The sequence below is a fragment of the Brucella sp. 22210 genome (genome assembly GCF_052045675.1).
GTDB lineage: Bacteria > Pseudomonadota > Alphaproteobacteria > Rhizobiales > Rhizobiaceae > Brucella.
Genome location: NZ_JBQEPD010000001.1, coordinates 447,173 through 465,790 on the forward strand (window position 1 = coordinate 447,173; position 18,618 = coordinate 465,790).

Here is an 18,618-nt window from a genome sequence, read left to right on the forward strand (position 1 = left end):
GGCAAAACAGACATTTGAGAGTGGGGAAACCACATCGGTTTCCCCGCTTTCGTTTGTTTAGAGCGCATCCCGAAAACCGTTTCACACTTTTCGGGATGCGCTTTAAAAATCACCGCCCGGCATGTCCAATCCGGAAAGCTCTGCATAGGTCAGGCGCGCCGCGCCTGCGCGGGCAAAGCGAAGCATCAGCGCCTTGCGTGTAGCGCCCGCCAGCTTGTGTTCAGGCGCATCGCGCAGGATTTCTGCGCCATAGCCGTCCGAGAGAATGAAGCCGCATTCCTCCGGAAATATCTCGCGCGGTACCGCCGGGTGGGTAGCGAAAAACAGCCGGTCGCAATAGTCGCGATATTCCGGCCATTTGCGGTCGGCCTTCCAGTCCTCGATCGATGATTTGATCTCGACAATCCAGATTTCACCCTTGCGGCTGACCGCGATGAGGTCGGCGCGGCGGCCCGATGCAAGCGGCAGTTCGGGCAAGGTCGCAAGCCCCATATCCAGAAACAGGCGCTGCACACCACGGCGCACAAGCATGGCGTTGTCTGATTGCCGTCCGTCGGACAGGGGATGGGTCTGGTTGGGAATCACGATTGGCATGGCCGCATTTTGCGTGCGGTTGCAGGGCGAAACAACTGAAAACACGCGATTCTTTGTGGTGTTTTTCGAGTATTCGCGGGTAAAACAAGGCCAAAGAAGGCAAAAAAATGGCCTAATAAAGAACTTTTCAATTTACGGTTAACGCACAGTTAACAATACTGCCGCATCTTCAAGCATGAATGGGCGATTCGCTCCTTTTGACGGCACATTTGATTCTACCTTGGGGGAATGCATGAATTCTCGCGTCCTTAAGCTGACGACGGCACTTTTTCTCGCAGGCGCACTTGCTGGCTGCTCTACTGTCGGCGGAACGTTCTACACGGCCTCTTACTCGTCGGTCACCGATGCTGGCTATGTTGTTCCTGCTATTCCGAGCGAAAAGATACCATCGCAGTATCGTCGCCAGATCGTGAAGTATCAGACCGATGAGGCCCCTGGCACGATCATCGTCGATACTCCCGAAAAATTCCTCTATTATGTTATGCCGGACGGCAAGGCGATGCGCTATGGCATCGGCGTTGGACGCGAGGGCTTTGGCTGGTCGGGCACGGCCCGTGTTGCCATGAAGCGCGAGTGGCCGACTTGGACGCCGCCATCCGAAATGATCAAGCGTCAGCCCGAACTGGCAAAGTTCCGCAATGGCATGGATCCGGGTCTCAAGAACCCGCTCGGCGCACGTGCACTCTATCTGTTCAACAAGGGTGGTGACACTGGCTATCGTCTGCACGGAACGCCGGAATGGTGGACCATCGGCAAGGCCATGTCGTCGGGCTGCATCCGTCTGATGAATCAGGACATCATCGATCTCTATGATCGCGCCGAACAGGGCGCAAAGGTGATCGTGAAGCAGTAATCGATGCAATATCGGCGATACACGACATTAAAGTGGTGATCGTGTATCGCCGAAATTATTCTTAAATAACTTAAAGTTTATTTTCAGAGCAATGTAGTTCGCGTTTTATATAGCGGACTTGAAACATTGATGAATTTATACTTTTTCTGTGGCGTCGCAATCGCCATAGTTTGGTACATGATAAGTGCCGCGATATCGTTTTTACTTAATATACGATATGCTTCAAGCCCCGCTATCGGCGGTGTCTGGATTGCTCCCGCAGCGACGTTCCATAAAAAAACGCCGGACTGATGATCCGGCGTCTTTCCTGAATTTTCAGTTTTGAGATCGATCAGATCTGCTCAACCTGCTGGACTTCCGGCACGAAGTGACGGAGCAGGTTCTGGATGCCGTGCTTCAGCGTTGCGGTCGACGACGGGCAGCCGGAGCATGCGCCCTTCATGTTGAGGAAAACGGTGCCGTTTTCGAAACCACGGAAGGTGATGTCGCCGCCATCCTGCGCAACGGCAGGGCGAACGCGGGTTTCAATCAGTTCCTTAATGGTTTCAACGATCTCGGTATCGGCTTCATCGAAGAATTCTTCATCACCATGCGCGGCGGCGGCATCTGCATTGGCATTGCCAGCCATTGCCGAAGCGCCCGACATGAAATGTTCCATGATCGTGCCGAGGATCGCAGGCTTCAGGTGCTGCCATTCACCATCGTCCTTGGTGACGGTGATGAAATCATAGCCGAAGAAAACGCCGGTGACGCCAGGAACGGCGAACAGTTTGGCCGCCAGCGGCGACGTGTTGCCTGCGGTGGCAGCATCGCGGAAATCGGCGGTGCCTTCCGGCATGACCACCTTGCCGGGCAGAAACTTCAGGGTCGCCGGATTGGGCGTGGTTTCAGTCTGGATGAACATGCCAGTTCTCCGCTTTCAATTTTGGAACTGTTCTAATAATCGCGAAACCGCGCGGAAACAAGGGCTATCGCTCTCAGACGCGTTTCAGTTACTATCAATATAGGGTGATTGCACGACGGTTGCAAATTCGTCAGGCCGTGGCGAAAGAGTGATTTTCGAGCACCAGAGCGCGGGTAATTGCTCTTTGCAGCCCGACATCACGAAGAATGCAACTGTTGTGTCAGGTCACCGCATCAATGTCGTCATCGGTCAACCCTGCGGGAACCACGGTGACGGGGATGGGAAACTGCGCGCGGCCAGCGAGCGATTGAACAAGAGGGCCGGGGCCTTCCTTGCCGGAACCGGCAGCAAGAACCAGAATAGCGATATCCTGATCCTCCTCGATCAGGCTGAGCAGCTCTTCGGCTGTCTGGCCCTCACGGATGCTCAGTTCGGGTTCGATGCCCTGATCTTCGCGCACAACAGCGGCGAATTTTTCCAACGCGGACCGTGCTCGATCCTGCGCTTCGGACCGCATGATTTCGCCGACGCCCAAAATTTGCTGGAAATCGGAGTCATCGATAACGAATAGCAGAATAAGCGAGCCGCTCGTGTTTTTGGCACGGCGTGCGGCATAGGCGACGGCGCGCCCGCATTCAGGTGTTTCGTCGATGACGGCTAGAAATTTGCGTCGGTGACCGGATTCCCGGCTCAGTCGTTTTGATACCATGGGCGCAATTTGCCATCAGGATTGGCCGCCCGCAAGCCAGCATTGTTTGCTGTGACCGTAAACGACAGGCGTTTTTTCTAAGCGCATCCCGAAAAGTGTGAAACGGTTTTCGGATAAGATGTGCGTCAAAGCGAAAATGAAGATAAGGGCGACCGCAAAAAAGCGGTCGCCCTAATTGTCGGCATTGAAAATCAGTTCTGCAACCAGCCGATGATGTCGCGCACATCGCGCATGGTCTTCTCGGCGAGAACGCCTGCGCGCTCGCCGCCATCACGCAGAACGCTGTCGATATGGGCCGGATCAGCCACCAGACGGCGCATTTCATGGGTGATCGGCGAAAGCTTGGTCACAGCCAGCTCGGCCAATGCCGCCTTGAATTCCGAGAACTGTCGTCCGCCGAATTCGCCGAGGATATCTTCCTTCGACTGTGAAGCGAGAGCCGCATAGATGCCGACCAGATTGTCCGCTTCCGGGCGACCGGACAGACCGTCCAGTTCCGACGGCAGGCCATCAGAATCGGTCTTTGCCTTGCGGATCTTCTTGGTAATCGTGTCTTCGTCATCGATCAGATTGATGCGTGACAGGTCAGACGGATCAGATTTCGACATTTTCTTGGTGCCGTCGCGCAGCGACATGATGCGCATGGCCGGACCCGAAATCATCGGCTCGGTCAGCGGGAAGAAGCCCGAAACCTTCTCGTCGCCCACCTGCATATCCACGCCGATACCAAGCGATGCGATACGGTCGGAATAGTCGTTGTTGAACTTCTGCGCGATATCGCGTGTGAGTTCGAGGTGTTGCTTCTGGTCTTCGCCAACCGGCACGGCGGTGGCGCGATAAAGCAGAATGTCGGCAGCCATCAGGCTCGGATAGGCAAAGAGGCCAAGCGAAGCATTTTCGCGGTCCTTGCCGGCCTTGTCCTTGAACTGCGTCATGCGGCTCATCCAGCCGATGCGCGCAATGCAGTTGAACACCCAGGCGAGTTCCGCATGCTGCATGACGCGGCTCTGGTTGAAGACGATGCTCTTCTTCGGATCAATGCCCGAAGCCAGAAACGCCGCCGTCACTTCGCGCGTGGATTGCAGCAGTTCAGCCGGGTCGGGCGACACGGTCAGCGCGTGCATGTCCACGACACAATAGATGCATTCTTCGGTCTTCTGGACCTCGACCCACCGCTTGATCGCCCCCAGATAATTGCCGAGGTGAAGATTTCCGGTCGGTTGGACGCCGGAGAAGATAAGCGGTTTGAACGTGCTCATGATAAAATCCTGATGTTGGCCTTCGCCGGTGGAGAGCGAAGGAATTTTTGAACGCAGGTCTTTTCGCAGAGGCACAATCGCCTTTCAAGGACAATTATGCGTCACTTTCAGGCTCCTTCTTGACCGCGCCGCGTTTGACATTGCGACGGATCATGCCGGTATTTGCACCGCCGAGACCGAAGGCGAGGCCGAAATAGACGATCATCGCGGCCAGCACCATGGCGCAGACCGTACCGGCCCGAACCGCAAAGGGAGCGGCGGAAGAAAGCTCATAGGCGAAATGGCCGATGGCATAATGAATGCCGAATGCCATTACGCCCGCCGCGATCAACAGGCGCGGAATGCGGGTGAGAAGTGGAATATCCTGCCCCCAATGGCCGCGCTTCACCAGCGTTGCAAACAGCAGAACGGCATTGACCCAGCCAGCCACGATTTCTGCCGTGGCGATGCCGGTCGGGCCGAGGCGCGGGAACAGCGTGACGGCAAGCGACACGTTCACAGCAACGGAAATGGCCGCGAAGATCATCGGCGTGCGCGTATCCTCGCGGGCAAAGAAGCCCGGAATGAACGCCTTGATCAGCACGAAAGCGGGCAGGCCGAGACCGTAAATCGCCAGAATGTTGGAAACCACGATTGTGGAATCCGGGCTGAATTTGCCGCGTTCGAACAAAAGCCGCACGATGGGTTCCGACATGACGAGAAGCGCTGCTGCTGCGGGAAGCGTAAGAAACAACGTGAACTCGACCGAGCGGTTTTGCAGGTTCGAGGCTTCCTTCATGTGGCCACCACGCAAGGCGCGCGACAGTTCCGGCAACAACACGGTGGCAACCGCAATGCCCACCACGCCGAGCGGCAGCTGATAGATGCGGTCGGCATAGACCAGCGAGGAAACAGCGCCTTCCATGCCGGAAGCGATATTGGTGTTGATGAGCAGGTTGATCTGTGTGATGCCGCCAGTGATCGCGGCAGGCAGCGCCAGCACCAGCAGTCGCTTGACGTTGGACGTCAGGCGCGGGCGGCGGAAGCCGATCTTGATGCCCGCATTGCGCACGGCGAGCCAGACGATGGCAAGCTGCACCAGACCTGCCGCCATCACGCCCCAGGACAGGCCATAGCCGACCGCCAGCGCGTCATAGCCGCGCCACCAGGCAAGCGCCAGCACGCCGATCAGGATGATGTTGAGGAAAACCGGCGCAATCGCCGCTGCAAAATAGCGGTGGAGTGAATTGAGCATGCCGCCCATCATGGCCGCCAGCGACATGCAGGCGAGATAGGGGAACATGATGGTGGCGAGCCGCACCGTATTGTCGAACTTGACCGGATCGTCCATGAAGCCCGGCGCAATGACGGTGCGCACGATAAAGGGCATCGAAAGTTCCATCACGATGGTGATGAACAGCAGCACCGTGAACAACACGCCGAACACTTCTTCGGAGAAGCGGCGGGCGCCGTCCATGCCGTTCTTTTCGATTTCCTTGGCGAAAAGCGGCACGAAAGCGGAGTTGAATGCGCCTTCGGCAAACAATCTCCGGAACGTGTTCGGAAAGCGGAATGCTGCGTTGAAGGCATCGGCCACTGGGCCGGTGCCGAGCGCGGCCGCCATGAACATCTCGCGTGTGAAGCCGAATATGCGGCTCATCAGCGTGCCGGATGCCACTGTGGCGAACTTTTTGACCAGACTCATGCTTTTGAGAAACCTAACTTATGCTGCAGCCTGCGACGAGCGGCCATTGGCCTTGCTGCCGTTTTCGCCGCTGAGCAGTGCAAGAACCTTGCGCCGGATATTGCCCTGGCGGGTGGCGTTGGAAATCTTGTGACCGACGAGGTCCGTTACATAAAAACTGTCGATGACCTTTTCACCGAAGGTCGTGATATGCGCCGAAGCAATATCCAGAGACAGGTCAGAAATAAGGCCGGTCAGTTCCGACAACAGGCCGGGACGGTCCAGACCTTCCACTTCGATGACCGAGAACTTGTTCGACAGCGTGTTGTTGATCTCGACACGCGGTTCCACCGTGAAAGCCTTGGCGTTCTTTTTCGGCTTGGTGCGCTTCGCCAACACATCGGGCAGATGCGCCTTGCCGGAAAGTACGTCTTCGATCACCTTGCCCACGCGTTCGGCGCGGCGACGCTCGTCCTCGTCCAGATCGAATTCACGGCTGATAAGGATCGTATCGAGCGCACGTCCGTCACCGGTGGTGAAGATTTGTGCGTCGACAATGTTGCCGCCTGCGGCAGCACAAGCGCCGGTGATGATCGACAAGAGGCGCGGGTGATCGGGCGCCAGAACGGTGATTTCCGTCACGGCCTCGAAGCTCTGCGGCTTGGCCATGGTGGCAAGCGCGCGACCTTCCCGGTCGGCTTCGCGGATGAAATGCGCATGGCGCACCTGATCGTCGAGGCTGACGGTCAGGAAATAGTTGATGTAATGCAGGCCGAGATAGGCGTCGCGCTCGGCAGCCGGCCAGTCGGAAAGCTTTTCGGCCAGCGCTTCACGGGCTTGCCGGTCGCGGTCGGCGCGCGAAAGCTCGGAGAAGCCGCCGGTCAGCACCAGTTCGGTTTCATAGAAAAGCGTGCGCAGAAGCTGGCCCTTCCAGCCGTTCCAGACGCCGGGGCCGACCGCCTTGATATCGCAAACGGTCAGGATCAGCAGCAGCTTCAGCCGTTCCATCGTCTGCACCGTATCGCCAAAGTCGATGATCGTCTTGCGGTCGTTGAGATCGCGCGACTGGGCCACCATGCTCATGGTCAGATGCTCGCGCACCAGCCATTCCACCGTCTCCGTCTCGGAAGGGGTGAGGCCGAAGCGCGGGCAAAGCCTGCGGGCAATGCGGGCGCCGGCAATCGAATGATCTTCCGGGCGTCCCTTGGCGATATCGTGCAGGAGAAGCGCCACATAGAGCAGGTTACGGTCACGCTTGATCGTCGTGATAAGATGGTTGGAAAGCGGATGCTCGTTTTCCAGTTCGCCATGCTCGATTTCCGACAGAACGGCAATGCAGCGCAGCAGATGCTCGTCCACCGTATAGTGGTGATACATGTTGAACTGCATCATGGCGACGATCTTGCCGAAATCCGGAATGAACTTGCCGAGCACGCCGGATTCGTTCATGCGGCGCAGGATCAGTTCGGGATTGCGCGGCGATGTCAGAACGTCGAGGAAAAGCTTGTTGGCTTCGGGGTTCTCACGCAGATCGCCATTGATGAGTTTCAGCGAGCGGGTGAGCTGCTGCATCGCTTCCGGGTGAAATTCCAGCCCATGCTTGTCGGCCAGCTGGAAGATGCGGATGATATTGACCGGGTCTTCCGAAAACACGTCGGGGTGCGCCGTGTTGATGCGATGATTTTCGGAGACGAAATAGCCATCCGTCGAAAGCTTGCGCTTGCGGCGCGAAAAGGTGAGGAAAATGCGGTTGAAGCCCGGCACGTGCTTGGCCTGCTGCTCCTCGAGTGCGGCGCAGATGATGCGGGTCAGGTCGCCCACATCCTTCGCCACGAGGAAGTAGTGCTTCATGAATCGTTCGACATGGTTCTGGCCGGGATGCGCGGTATAGCCGAGCCGCTGGGCAATTTCCTGCTGAATGTCGAAGGAGAGGCGCTCTTCCGCTTTCAGTGTCGCAAAATGCATGTGGCAGCGCACGGCCCAGAGAAAATCTTCCGCCTTGTTGAAGATGCGCAATTCGGCACGCGACAGCACGCCGAGCTTGACCAGCTCTTCCTTGGTTTTGACGCGGTAGAAATATTTGGCGATCCAGAACAGCGTATGCAGGTCGCGCTGGCCGCCTTTGCCTTCCTTGACATTCGGCTCCACCAGATAGCGCGTCTCGCCTGCCTTGCGGTGGCGTTCGTCGCGCTCGGCAAGCTTGGCCTGGATGAATTCCGGCCCGGTATCCTTGACGATTTCCTCGTCGAAGCGGGTGACGAGCGCGGTGAACAAATCCTTGTTGCCGGTGAGAAAACGCGCATCGAGAATGGCGGTGCGGATCGTCATGTCTTCGCGCGACAGGCGGATGCATTCATCGATATTGCGCGTGGAGTGGCCGACTTTCAGCCCCATGTCCCACAGCATGTAGAGCATATATTCGACAACCTGCTCACCCCATGGGGTCTGCTTGTAAGGCAGCAGGAACAGGAGATCGATATCGGAACCCGGCGCCAGTCCGTTGCGTCCGTAGCCGCCGACCGCGACGATGGCCATGTTTTCCGCCTTGGACGGATTGACCATCGGATAGACCTTGGTGGTCGCAAATTCGAACAGCACCTCGATCAGCGTGTCCATGAGATAGGAGAGGCGACGCGCGCAGAGCGTGCCGCCGCCGTCCTTCATCAACAGGCCTTCCGCATTGGCGCGGCCGCGCACCAGCGCATCTTTCAGCGCTTGCAACACCACCTTGCGCACCGGAAGGCTCGTGTAACTTTCGTCAGTCGAATCCGCCAGCTCGTTGAGCTTGCGACGGAGCGTATCGGGATTGACGATCTCTTCCAGCTTCAGGTCGTGTGCGCTCATGCGGCTTGCAGGTCCGGCTTTTCGGGAAAGGAATTGCGGTGACGGCGATAACGTATAACCGCTTTTAAACAGGATGAATATGCAAAAGCAAAGGCCGGGTTTCCCCGGCCTTCTCATGCATCATTTCTAATATTTAGTTCGTCGCATTATAGGCGGCGATGGCCGCCATATTGACGATATCGGAATCCTTGGCTCCGATGCTGACGATCTGTGCCGGCTTGTCGAGACCGACCAGCAGCGGGCCGATAATGGTCGCACCGCCCAGTTCCTGCAGCATATTGGCAGCAATGGATGCCGAGTGATTGTCCGGGGTCACGATGACATTGGCCGGGCCCGACAGGCGGATGAACGGATATTGTTCCATGAGCTTCGGGTTCAGGGCCACATCAGCGCTCATCTCACCGTCGAATTCGAAATCGACATGACGGGTATGGAGAATGCGCACTGCTTCCTGAATACGGGCAGAGGTTTCGCCGCCCATATGGCCGAAGGTCGAGAAGGCGGTGAGTGCAACGCGCGGAACATAGCCCATGCGGCGCGCCATGCCTGCTGCTTCCACCGCAATATCGGCAAGCTCGTCTGCTGTTGGCTTCTCGTGCACGGCGGTATCCGCGATGAACACGGTACGACCACGGCAGAGCGCGATGGAAACACCAACCACGCGATGGCCCGGCTTGGAATCGACCACACGGCGCACATCGTCGAGGCCGGTAGCATAATTGCGGGTCACGCCCGTCACCATACCGTCGGCATCGCCCAGTGCCACCATGCAGGCCGCAAAATGATTGCGGTCATTGTTGATGAGGCGATGGCAATCGCGGGTCAGATAGCCCTTGCGCTGCAATTTCTCATAGAGATAGTCGGCATAGGCCGAATTGCGGCTGGACAGACGCGCATTGATGACCTCGATACCGGGGCGCTCAATATCCATACCGGCGGCTTTTGCGGTTTCCTTGATGCGCTCGTCGCGACCGACGAGAATGGCTGTGCCCAGCCCCTGGCTCACATAGGAAACGGCGGCGCGCATGACCTGTTCTTCTTCACCTTCGGCGAAGACGATGCGCTTTGGCTGGCGGCGCACGCGCTCGTAAATGCCGCGCAGCGTCGAGGCGATCGGGTCGCGACGCGCCGACAATTCGCGCTTGTACCCTTCGATGTCGGTGATGATGTGACCGGCAACGCCGGTTTCAATCGCGGCCTTGGCAACGGCTGCGGAAACTGAGGCGAGCAGACGCGGATCGAATGGCACCGGAATGATGTAGCTCGGGCCGAAGCGCGGACGGCTGCCCTGATAGGCGGCGACCACATCGTCCGGCACATCTTCGCGGGCAAGTTCGGCCAGCGCATTGACGGCGGCGATCTTCATCGCATCGTTGATCGTCGTGGCACGCACATCGAGAGCGCCGCGGAAAATATAGGGGAAGCCAAGCACATTGTTGACTTGGTTCGGATAGTCCGAGCGACCGGTGGCGACGATGGCATCATCGCGAATGCGGGCGACTTCTTCCGGGGTGATTTCCGGGTCGGGATTGGCCATCGCGAAGATGATCGGGTTTGGCGCCATGGCGCGCACCATTTCTTCGGTCAGCGCGCCCTTGGCGGAGAGGCCGAAGAACACATCGGCATCCTTCAGGGCGTCAGTCAGCGAACGACGGTCGGTCTTCACCGCATGCGCCGATTTCCACTGGTTCATGCCTTCTTCACGGCCCTGATACACGACGCCCTTGGTGTCGCACAGGATAATGTTTTCCGGCGCAAAGCCCATGGCCTTGATCAGTTCGATACAGGCGATGCCCGCCGAACCCGCGCCATTGCAGACGAGTTTGGTCGTCTTCATGTCGCGCCCAGTCAGATGCAGCGAATTGATCAGACCGGCGGCGGCGATGATCGCGGTGCCATGCTGGTCGTCGTGGAAAACCGGAATGTCCATCAGTTCGCGCAGGCGCTGCTCGATGATGAAGCAGTCAGGCGCCTTGATGTCTTCCAGATTGATGCCGCCGAAGGACGGGCCGAGATAGCGCACGGCGTTGATGAAGGCGTCGATATCGGTGGTGTCGACTTCAAGGTCGATGGAATCGACGTCGGCAAAGCGCTTGAACAGAACGGCCTTGCCTTCCATGACCGGCTTCGACGCCAGTGCGCCGAGATTGCCGAGGCCGAGAATGGCAGTGCCGTTGGAAATGACGGCGACGAGATTGCCCTTGGCCGTATAGTCATAGGCGCGCGCGGCATCTTCCGCGATGGCTTTCACCGGCACGGCGACGCCCGGCGAATAGGCCAGCGACAGGTCGCGCTGCGTGGTCATGGGCTTGGTGGGGTTGATTTCCAGCTTGCCGGGACGGCCCTGCGCGTGAAAGTCGAGCGCTTCTTTCTCACTGGCTGTGGGTGTGCGTTCTGGCGTGTTGCCCTTCGGCGTCGAGACTGGCATGTTCCCTCCGGAATCTTGTGCGGTCGCATTCGATAGCGCCAGTCTGGAAATGTGTAAACAGCGCTTTTGGGAATAGTTATTCATTCAAAAACGAATGAATGCGTCATTGAAAGCAATCCCAGGAAAAGTGTGAAACGGTTTTCCGTCCGGGATTGCGAAGAAATAAAGTAACTTTGAGTGCGTGAAACGCGCAATAAAAGAAGCATTTCCAGCAAAAGTGCGAAGCGGTTTTGCGTAGGATAATGCGTAACAATAGAAGGTTTTATGGCATGGACGTGCGGGGCGAAAACGATAAGCCGGAAGCGGAAGAAAATACCGCGCAGGAAACGGTTGTTCGCCTCACACCCATGATGGAGCAGTATATCGAGATCAAGGCGGCGAATGTTGATTCGCTCCTGTTCTATCGCATGGGCGATTTCTACGAACTGTTCTTCGACGATGCTGTGGAAGCATCCGCCGCGCTCGGCATCACACTCACCAAGCGCGGCAAACATCTGGGTGAAGACATTCCAATGTGCGGTGTCCCGGTCCATGCCGCCGATGATTATCTGCAAAAGCTCATCTCCAAGGGCTATCGCGTCGCCGTCTGCGAACAGGTCGAAGATCCGGCGGAAGCAAAGAAGCGCGGTTCGAAATCCGTGGTGCGCCGCGACGTCATCCGTCTGGTTACACCCGGCACGCTGACCGAGGAAAAGCTGCTTGACCCCTCCGAGGCCAATTTCCTGATGGCGCTCGGCCGCACCAAGGGCGATCGCGCGCTGGCACTGGCCTGGATCGACATTTCGACGGGCACATTCCGCGTTGCTGAAACAACAGAAGAGCGACTTTTTGCCGATATCATGCGCGTTGATCCGCGCGAGCTGGTGGTGGCCGATACGGCGTTTCACGATCCTGAACTGCGCCCGTCTTTCGATCTGATCGGCAAGGCAGTGTCGCCGCAGCCCGCAACCCTGTTCGATAGCGCTGCCGCGCAGACGCGCATTCAGCGCTATTACGATGTGGCGACGCTGGATGGTTTCGGCCAGTTCAGCCGCTCGGAACTGTCGGCCATCTCCGGCGCCATCGCCTATATCGAAAAGACGCAGATTGCCGAACGCCCACCGCTGATGCGGCCGGAGCGCGAGCATGAAGGCGGCACGATCTTCATCGACCCGGCAACGCGTGCCAGTCTGGAACTCGTTCGCACCATGTCGGGCAACCGCGATGGCGGCTTGCTCAAGGCGGTGGACCGCACTGTCACCGGGGGTGGCGCGCGGCTTCTGGCCGAGCGCTTGACCGCACCGCTGACCGATCCCAAGGCAATAGCGATGCGGCTTGATTCCGTGTCGTTCTTTCTCAGCGAACAGGCGCTTTGCGATGCGCTGCGACGCGAGCTGAAAGGTGTGCCGGATATGCCGCGCGCGCTGTCGCGTCTGGCGGTGGGGCGTGGCGGTCCGCGTGATCTGGGAGCCTTGCAGCGCGGCTTTGAGGCGGCGGGCACGCTGGTCTCTTTGCTGGAAGGTTCGCTTCTGCCGGAAGAGTTGGGCGCGGCGCGGGATGCGCTTGAAGCCATGCCTGCGGCTTTCGCGGCGCATGTCGACCGGGCGCTGGCCGACGAGCTACCGCTGTTGAAGCGTGACGGCGGTTTCGTGCGCGAGGGCTACAATACGGAACTCGACGAAATGCGCGCCTTGCGCGACCAGTCCCGCCGTGTGATCGCCGGCTTGCAGGCCGACTATATCGAGGAAACCGGTATCAAGTCGCTGAAGATCAAGCATAACAATGTGCTTGGCTATTTCATCGAAGTGACGGCAAATAATTCCGGCGCGATGACCGATACGGATGCTGCCAAGGGCCGCTTCATCCATCGCCAGACCATGGCCAATGCCATGCGCTTCACGACCACGGAACTCGCCGCGCTTGAAAGCAAGATCGCCAATGCTGCCGACCGTGCGTTGTCGATTGAACTGGCGATCTTCGAGGAACTGACGGCTGAAGCCGTTTCCCATGCCGACAGCATCCGCGCAGCCGCAGCCGCCCTTTCGGTATTCGATGTTTCGGCAGCGCTTGCCGTGCTTGCAGACGAGCAGGGCTATTGCCGCCCACTGGTTGATGACAGCCTGTCCTTCAACATCGTCGCGGGTCGCCATCCGGTGGTGGAACAGGCGCTACGCCGTCAGGCAGCCAATCCATTCGTCGCCAATGATTGCGATCTATCGCCACGAAGCGACGGCGGCAATGGCGCAATCTGGCTGCTGACCGGTCCGAATATGGGCGGTAAGTCGACCTTCCTGCGCCAGAACGCGCTGATCGCGATCCTCGCCCAGATGGGCTCATTCGTGCCTGCGGGTGCGGCACAGATCGGCGTGGTGGACAGGCTGTTCAGCCGCGTTGGCGCTTCCGACGATCTGGCGCGCGGGCGCTCGACCTTCATGGTCGAAATGGTGGAAACAGCGGCGATCCTCAATCAGGCTGGCGAGCGTTCGCTGGTCATCCTCGATGAGATCGGTCGTGGCACCGCCACCTTCGACGGGCTTTCCATTGCCTGGGCTGCCGTTGAATATCTGCATGAAAAGAACCGCTGCCGGGCTTTGTTCGCCACGCATTTCCATGAAATGACGGCGCTGTCGGAAAAGCTGGAGCGGCTTTCCAATGTTACGATGCGGGTCAAGGAATGGGACAATGATGTCGTCTTCCTGCATGAAGTGGCCAAGGGCGCTGCCGACCGGTCCTATGGTGTGCAGGTGGCGCGGCTGGCCGGTCTGCCGGAAGCAGTCGTCAACCGTGCGCGCGATGTGCTGCACCAACTTGAAGCTGGTGAAACATCCGGCAAGGCCGACAAGCTGATCGATGATCTGCCGCTGTTTTCCGTTGTGCTACAGCAGGAAAAGCCGAAGCCACAGGCATCGGCAAAGGACAGCGAACTGGCAAAGGCTGTGGCGGGCATCAGCCCAGACGAGCTGACGCCCCGTGAAGCGCTCGACCTGATCTACAAGCTGAAGGAACTGGCCGGAAAGGCGTGAGGGGTTCTGGCCTGGTAGGGCGCCCCAGTCTGTTTGAGATTCTGGTTATGACGAGCCGAAAATGGTGATGTTTGCGACCCGGAGCGGAGTGTACTTTTGGGTACATGTGCACCGGAAGCGCAAAACACCGCCATTTGCAGGCCGTCAGAACCGGAATATCTACAGACTACACGAAGCGGTTTGCTTCAGCGCCGTAATAGGTGATGTAGCGGCTGGAGATGCGCTCTATCGGCAGAATGATGAACACATCGGTCGTGCCAAATGCTTCATCGATCACCGCGCCGTCGCCGATCATCGCGCCGAGGCGCAGATAACCCTTGACCAGCGGTGGCATGGAGAACAGCGCGACCTTGTTATTGATCGCTTCCTTCGGCATCAGGTCCATTGGCTGATAGCGATGCGGCAGCGCGCGCACATCCCAGTCGGGCGTGGCGCGGCAGTTCTGGTGCAGGAACGACAGGCCAAGCGCATGGGCGGCAGGAACCGGCCCATGGAAAGAGGCGCAGCCGAACATCACGTCAATCGAATGGCGACGGCAATAGGCCCATGCACCCTGCCACAACAGTTCGACCGTGCGCTTCGAGCGGTATTCCGCCTTCACGCAGGAGCGGCCAAGCTCAAGCAGATTGAGATTGGGGCGGGATAGCGCTAAGCGCTGCACGTCATATTCATCCGCCGAATAGAAACCGAGCGCCTTGTCGGCCTGATCGCTGCGCATCAGCCGGTAGGTGCCGACGATCTGCTTATGCTCAGGGACCGGCAGGGCAGTATCATAAACGAGAAGGTGATCGCAGATCGTGTCGAAACGGTCGGCATCGCGAAGCTCCACGGCCTCGATAGATTCCTTGCGCGCGCCCATTTCTTCGAAGAACACGCGGAAACGAAGTTCCTGCGCGGCTTCAATGGCTTCACGGGAGTTTGCAAGTCGCACTTCGAGCGAGCCGATACGTCCGAGAACGATCGGGTCATCACCGGTTGCGAATAGCGCCTGTTGTGCTTCTAAGCCTGACATGACCGTATCATCAATGATTTGCTGGCCCATTCCAAGCAGTACTGTCATGATGATTCGCTCCTGATTTGTCTATTCACGTATTCCTGAACCTTTTCTCACTGATTAAGCAGTGAAATCGGCCTTCTCATTCGTAGGACGGCGGCGCAGATGAACTGCAGCTTGCCGTGGTACTAGAGAGCGAGTGCTACGTGAGGATGACAGAAGCGTGTCACCAATGTGTCATTTCGGATAGGTGCCGCTTATCCCCTTCAAATTGCTTTAAAATTACGATCTTCACGTTATGCGAAAGCCCGATAACGATCAAGTTATCCACGCCCGGCAACAAATTGGGCGTCATATTAGCTTATCAACGGGCAGCGCGTTCGCGCCGCCAGCCGAGAAATTCTTCCAGAATGATCAGTGCAGCACCAATGGTGATAAAGGTGTCGGCTAAATTGAAGACGGCGAAAGACCACGTCGGCAGGTGGAACAGGATATAATCCACCACATAGCCGTGCATCACGCGGTCGATCAGATTGCCGACCGCGCCGCCGATCACCAGTGCAAAACCATAGCGGGCGAAGACGCGGTCCTGCGCATTGGTCCACCAGAGATAGAGCACGAAAACGATGACCGCAGCGGTAATCGCCACCAGACCCCAGTCGTGCAACCCTGCGAGCATCGAGAAGGCGATGCCTTCATTATGCGTGCGAAACAGCGCGAGAAACGGCAGCAGGTCGATCTGCTGGGCGTAATCCATGCGGGTTTCGACCAGATGCTTGACGCCCTGATCAATCAGAACCGTGAGAATGACGACGAGAAGCGAAGACAGAACCGCGTGACGCTTCATCATTATCCCCTTGCGTCCAGGGTGAGCGCCTCACGGCGGATTTCATAGAGCATGACGCCCGTGGCGATTGCCAGATTGAGCGAGTCGGCGCGGCCCGCCTGCGGAATGCGTGCAAGCTTGTCGCACGCATTGGCGAGATTGTCCGGCAGGCCCTGCTGCTCATTGCCCATCATCAGCACGACCGGCTTGTTGGCATAGGGAATGGTGCGGTAATCGACAGCGCCCTTCAGATGCGTGCCGACGATCAGACCGGAGAAACCCTTGCGCCAGTTGAGGAAGTCGTTTTCCGTCGTCTTGTAGAGCGGTACGGAAAAGACCGAGCCCATGGTGGCGCGCACGGTTTCGAGCGAATAGGGGTCGGTGGTGTCGCCGATCAGGATGACGCCCTTCGCACCGACCGCATCGGCGGTGCGGATGACCGTGCCGAGATTGCCCGGATCGCGCACGCGGTCGAGCGCGATATAGACGTCGTTATGCTTCGGCTTGAGGCTTGCCAGCGACTGGTATTGCTGTTCGAAAACACCAACCACCACCTGCGGATTATCGCGGCGGGTGATCGCGGCAATCACCTTTTCGGTCACTTCCAGCACCAGTCCGCCCTTGGCGAAGGTGCGGGCGGCAACCTGCTCAACCATTTTGTTGCCCTTGCCGGATTTGGCGAAAACCAGCGTCTTGATGCGCCAGTCCTGCTCCAGCGCGTCGATGACGAGCTTTAGCCCTTCGGCCAGAAATACGCCTTGCTGGTCACGGAATTTCTTCAATGCCAGCGAGCGCAGATCCTTGACGATCGGGTTGGTCAGGCTGGTGACTTCCTTCACCTGCCCGACTTTGGAGTGTCCCGATGCATGATCACCGCGCGAACCGCTGTTTCTGGAAAAATCGTCGTTACGGCTCATTTGGCTACCCAGCGGCTGAACATGGATGTTGAAAGCGCGCGTCCAGCAGAACGCTCACGCAGGATAAGCTCGCCCGATTCGACCGTGCCGCCAAGGCCGGTGAACCGGTCGCGCATCAGTTCGTGAATGGCGAAGAAGGAGGCGCGGATCGAATAGGCGGTCAGGATCACGGCAAGCGGCTTCTGCGTCAGGATCGAGCGGCACGTATCGACCATTGCAGGCAGGTGCTCGAACAGTTGCCAGACTTCGCCGCTCGGGCCGCGTCCGTAAGCGGGCGGGTCGAGCAGGATGATGTCGTAGAAACTGCCGCGCCGTTCTTCGCGCGCCACGAATTTCATCGCGTCTTCGCAGATCCAGCGGATCGGCTTATCCGACAGCCCCGCCATTTCCTGATTTTCGCGCGCCCAGATAATGGCTTTCTTGGAGGCGTCGACATGGGTGACTTCCGCACCGGCGCGGGCGGCAACCAGCGAGGCAATGCCCGTATAGCCGAACAGGTTCAGCACCTTAACGCTACGCCCGGATTTTACCCCGTCGCGAATGAGGCCGTCCATGTAAGACCAGTGCGCGGCCTGTTCTGGAAACACACCGACATGGCGGAACGAGGTGAAGCGACCGTGGAAGGAGATGCCGTCATGCTGCATCGGCCATGTTTCGCCGAGCGGCACTTTCGGGAAAGCCCAGCGTCCAATGCCTTCTTCATCCGTATTGCCGGTGAAGACCGCGTCGGCCTGATCCCATTCCTTCTGCGGCAGGCTTGGCAGCCAGATCGCCTGACCTTCCGGGCGAACAATGCGGTAAGGACCGTATTGCTCAAGCTTCAGTCCGTTGCCGCTGTCGAGCAGCGCATAATCGGCGGATGGTTCGGTTTCGAGGATGACCGGCAATTTTTCGCCCGGACGAGGGCCGGTATAGGGCTTGATTTCGCGCAGTGGCGCGACAACCCGTTCGCGTTCTTCAGCGGCTACGGGTTTGGGTGCGGCCTTGGCAAATTGTGGGCGCGGCTTCTTGAAGGCCGAACCTTTACCCGGATTGGCAGAATCGAACTTGTTCTCATGACGCGGCGCATCATGCTTCGCGCGTTCGAAACCGCGATCCTGTTTGCCGCCCGACGGCTTTTTGCCTTTTCCCTTTGGCGCTTTCACCCGAAACTCCAATCACAATGATTGCGGTCTAGGTAGGATAAACAAGGCCGGTGTGGAAGGGGGAAACGACGTTCTTTCGCGTGCGCAGGCCATTTCAAGGCCGTAAAACCCGGAAGTTCTGCTTCCGGGCCTGAGAAAAGCGGGCGTTTCAGGAGTTCGCGACCGATGTGTTGCGCCTTTCGGCGGCTTCGGCGCGTTCGAGAAGACGGGTCGCTTCCAGCTTGCGATCACGCGCTCTGCGGCGATGCTTGCCCTGCGTTAGCCAGGTGACCAGCGAACCGATCACCACGCCGACCAGCAACGCGCCAAACAGCCAGATGAACAGCGGCGCGCTGTAGGACAGGGCCGGATTGCCCGGATTGAACGGATCGACCGTCAGAATCGTGGTGGCACGATTGGCAACCGACAGCGCGATCAGAATGACCGCGAGCGGGACCAGAATGACGATTGCGACGATACGTTTTGCCAGCATGATCTTCT

The 18,618-nt window shown here is 58.3% G+C and carries 14 protein-coding genes; 2 read left to right on the forward strand and 12 right to left on the reverse strand.

Annotated elements, in window-relative coordinates; genetic code table 11:
* Window positions 1-102: 102 nt before the first annotated feature.
* A complete protein-coding gene (locus ACTJKP_RS02090; protein WP_078339654.1) occupies window positions 103-594 on the reverse strand; it encodes an MmcB family DNA repair protein in 492 nt (163 codons plus the stop codon).
* Between the two features lie 232 nt (window positions 595-826).
* On the opposite strand from ACTJKP_RS02090, the gene ACTJKP_RS02095 reads away from it, so the two are divergent.
* On the forward strand, window positions 827-1,447 hold the full coding sequence (locus ACTJKP_RS02095) for a L,D-transpeptidase (protein WP_078339653.1): 621 nt from the start codon (window positions 827-829) through the stop codon (window positions 1,445-1,447).
* Window positions 1,448-1,778: 331 nt separating this feature from the next.
* Here ACTJKP_RS02095 and ACTJKP_RS02100 read toward each other — a convergent pair whose 3' ends face one another.
* The 6 genes from ACTJKP_RS02100 to ACTJKP_RS02125 all read right to left on the reverse strand — a co-directional run bounded on the left by ACTJKP_RS02100 (window position 1,779) and on the right by ACTJKP_RS02125 (window position 11,254).
* Complete coding sequence (locus ACTJKP_RS02100) at window positions 1,779-2,351, reverse strand: NifU family protein (protein WP_113533727.1); 573 nt, start codon at window positions 2,349-2,351, stop codon at window positions 1,779-1,781.
* A gap of 220 nt (window positions 2,352-2,571) precedes the next feature.
* Window positions 2,572-3,060: a universal stress protein gene (locus ACTJKP_RS02105; protein ID WP_078339652.1), complete on the reverse strand. Its 489-nt coding sequence runs from the start codon at window positions 3,058-3,060 to the stop codon at window positions 2,572-2,574.
* Window positions 3,061-3,251: 191 nt separating this feature from the next.
* On the reverse strand, window positions 3,252-4,319 hold the full coding sequence (gene trpS, locus ACTJKP_RS02110) for a tryptophan--tRNA ligase (RefSeq protein WP_078339704.1): 1,068 nt from the start codon (window positions 4,317-4,319) through the stop codon (window positions 3,252-3,254).
* 94 nt (window positions 4,320-4,413) lie between these two features.
* Window positions 4,414-6,003, reverse strand: a complete 1,590-nt coding sequence (gene murJ, locus ACTJKP_RS02115; RefSeq protein ID WP_078339651.1) for a murein biosynthesis integral membrane protein MurJ — start codon at window positions 6,001-6,003, stop codon at window positions 4,414-4,416.
* Window positions 6,004-6,021: 18 nt separating this feature from the next.
* Complete coding sequence (locus ACTJKP_RS02120; protein ID WP_440629519.1) at window positions 6,022-8,826, reverse strand: [protein-PII] uridylyltransferase; 2,805 nt, start codon at window positions 8,824-8,826, stop codon at window positions 6,022-6,024.
* A gap of 133 nt (window positions 8,827-8,959) precedes the next feature.
* Complete coding sequence (locus ACTJKP_RS02125) at window positions 8,960-11,254, reverse strand: NADP-dependent malic enzyme (RefSeq protein ID WP_440629520.1); 2,295 nt, start codon at window positions 11,252-11,254, stop codon at window positions 8,960-8,962.
* 269 nt (window positions 11,255-11,523) lie between these two features.
* Here ACTJKP_RS02125 and mutS point away from each other — a divergent pair, with 269 nt between their 5' ends.
* Entirely contained in the window at window positions 11,524-14,256 is a 2,733-nt protein-coding gene (gene mutS, locus ACTJKP_RS02130; protein WP_440629521.1) for a DNA mismatch repair protein MutS, read from the forward strand.
* 166 nt (window positions 14,257-14,422) lie between these two features.
* Here the strand turns inward: mutS and ACTJKP_RS02135 are convergent, their stop codons facing one another.
* From ACTJKP_RS02135 to ACTJKP_RS02155, 5 genes are all read right to left on the reverse strand, one after another.
* Window positions 14,423-15,316: a GNAT family N-acetyltransferase gene (locus tag ACTJKP_RS02135; RefSeq protein WP_176168338.1), complete on the reverse strand. Its 894-nt coding sequence runs from the start codon at window positions 15,314-15,316 to the stop codon at window positions 14,423-14,425.
* A gap of 298 nt (window positions 15,317-15,614) precedes the next feature.
* Window positions 15,615-16,097 carry a signal peptidase II gene (lspA, locus tag ACTJKP_RS02140; protein WP_440629522.1) on the reverse strand — a complete coding sequence of 161 codons (483 nt, stop codon included), beginning with the start codon at window positions 16,095-16,097 and terminating at the stop codon, window positions 15,615-15,617.
* 2 nt (window positions 16,098-16,099) lie between these two features.
* The gene (locus tag ACTJKP_RS02145; RefSeq protein WP_078339646.1) at window positions 16,100-16,993 is read right to left on the reverse strand and encodes a TrmH family RNA methyltransferase; all 894 of its coding nucleotides are present in this window, start codon (window positions 16,991-16,993) and stop codon (window positions 16,100-16,102) included.
* Window positions 16,990-18,138 (reverse strand): class I SAM-dependent methyltransferase, encoded by a 1,149-nt coding sequence (locus ACTJKP_RS02150; RefSeq protein ID WP_440629523.1) that lies wholly within the window; start codon window positions 18,136-18,138, stop codon window positions 16,990-16,992. The genes ACTJKP_RS02145 and ACTJKP_RS02150 overlap by 4 nt, the downstream gene beginning before the upstream one ends.
* 148 nt (window positions 18,139-18,286) lie before the next feature.
* Window positions 18,287-18,610, reverse strand: coding sequence for a lipopolysaccharide assembly protein LapA domain-containing protein (locus ACTJKP_RS02155; RefSeq protein ID WP_440629525.1), 324 nt, complete (start codon window positions 18,608-18,610; stop codon window positions 18,287-18,289).
* Window positions 18,611-18,618: the final 8 nt, after the last annotated feature.

Coding starts and splice junctions, on each gene's coding strand:
- ACTJKP_RS02090 (WP_078339654.1), bottom strand. CDS start 594: ATGCCAATCGTGATTCCCAACCAGACCCATCCCCTGTCCGACGGACGG.
- ACTJKP_RS02095 (WP_078339653.1), top strand. CDS start 827: ATGAATTCTCGCGTCCTTAAGCTGACGACGGCACTTTTTCTCGCAGGC.
- ACTJKP_RS02100 (WP_113533727.1), bottom strand. CDS start 2,351: ATGTTCATCCAGACTGAAACCACGCCCAATCCGGCGACCCTGAAGTTT.
- ACTJKP_RS02105 (WP_078339652.1), bottom strand. CDS start 3,060: ATGGTATCAAAACGACTGAGCCGGGAATCCGGTCACCGACGCAAATTT.
- trpS (WP_078339704.1), bottom strand. CDS start 4,319: ATGAGCACGTTCAAACCGCTTATCTTCTCCGGCGTCCAACCGACCGGA.
- murJ (WP_078339651.1), bottom strand. CDS start 6,003: ATGAGTCTGGTCAAAAAGTTCGCCACAGTGGCATCCGGCACGCTGATG.
- ACTJKP_RS02120 (WP_440629519.1), bottom strand. CDS start 8,826: ATGAGCGCACACGACCTGAAGCTGGAAGAGATCGTCAATCCCGATACG.
- ACTJKP_RS02125 (WP_440629520.1), bottom strand. CDS start 11,254: ATGCCAGTCTCGACGCCGAAGGGCAACACGCCAGAACGCACACCCACA.
- mutS (WP_440629521.1), top strand. CDS start 11,524: ATGGACGTGCGGGGCGAAAACGATAAGCCGGAAGCGGAAGAAAATACC.
- ACTJKP_RS02135 (WP_176168338.1), bottom strand. CDS start 15,316: ATGACAGTACTGCTTGGAATGGGCCAGCAAATCATTGATGATACGGTC.
- lspA (WP_440629522.1), bottom strand. CDS start 16,097: ATGAAGCGTCACGCGGTTCTGTCTTCGCTTCTCGTCGTCATTCTCACG.
- ACTJKP_RS02145 (WP_078339646.1), bottom strand. CDS start 16,993: ATGAGCCGTAACGACGATTTTTCCAGAAACAGCGGTTCGCGCGGTGAT.
- ACTJKP_RS02155 (WP_440629525.1), bottom strand. CDS start 18,610: ATGCTGGCAAAACGTATCGTCGCAATCGTCATTCTGGTCCCGCTCGCG.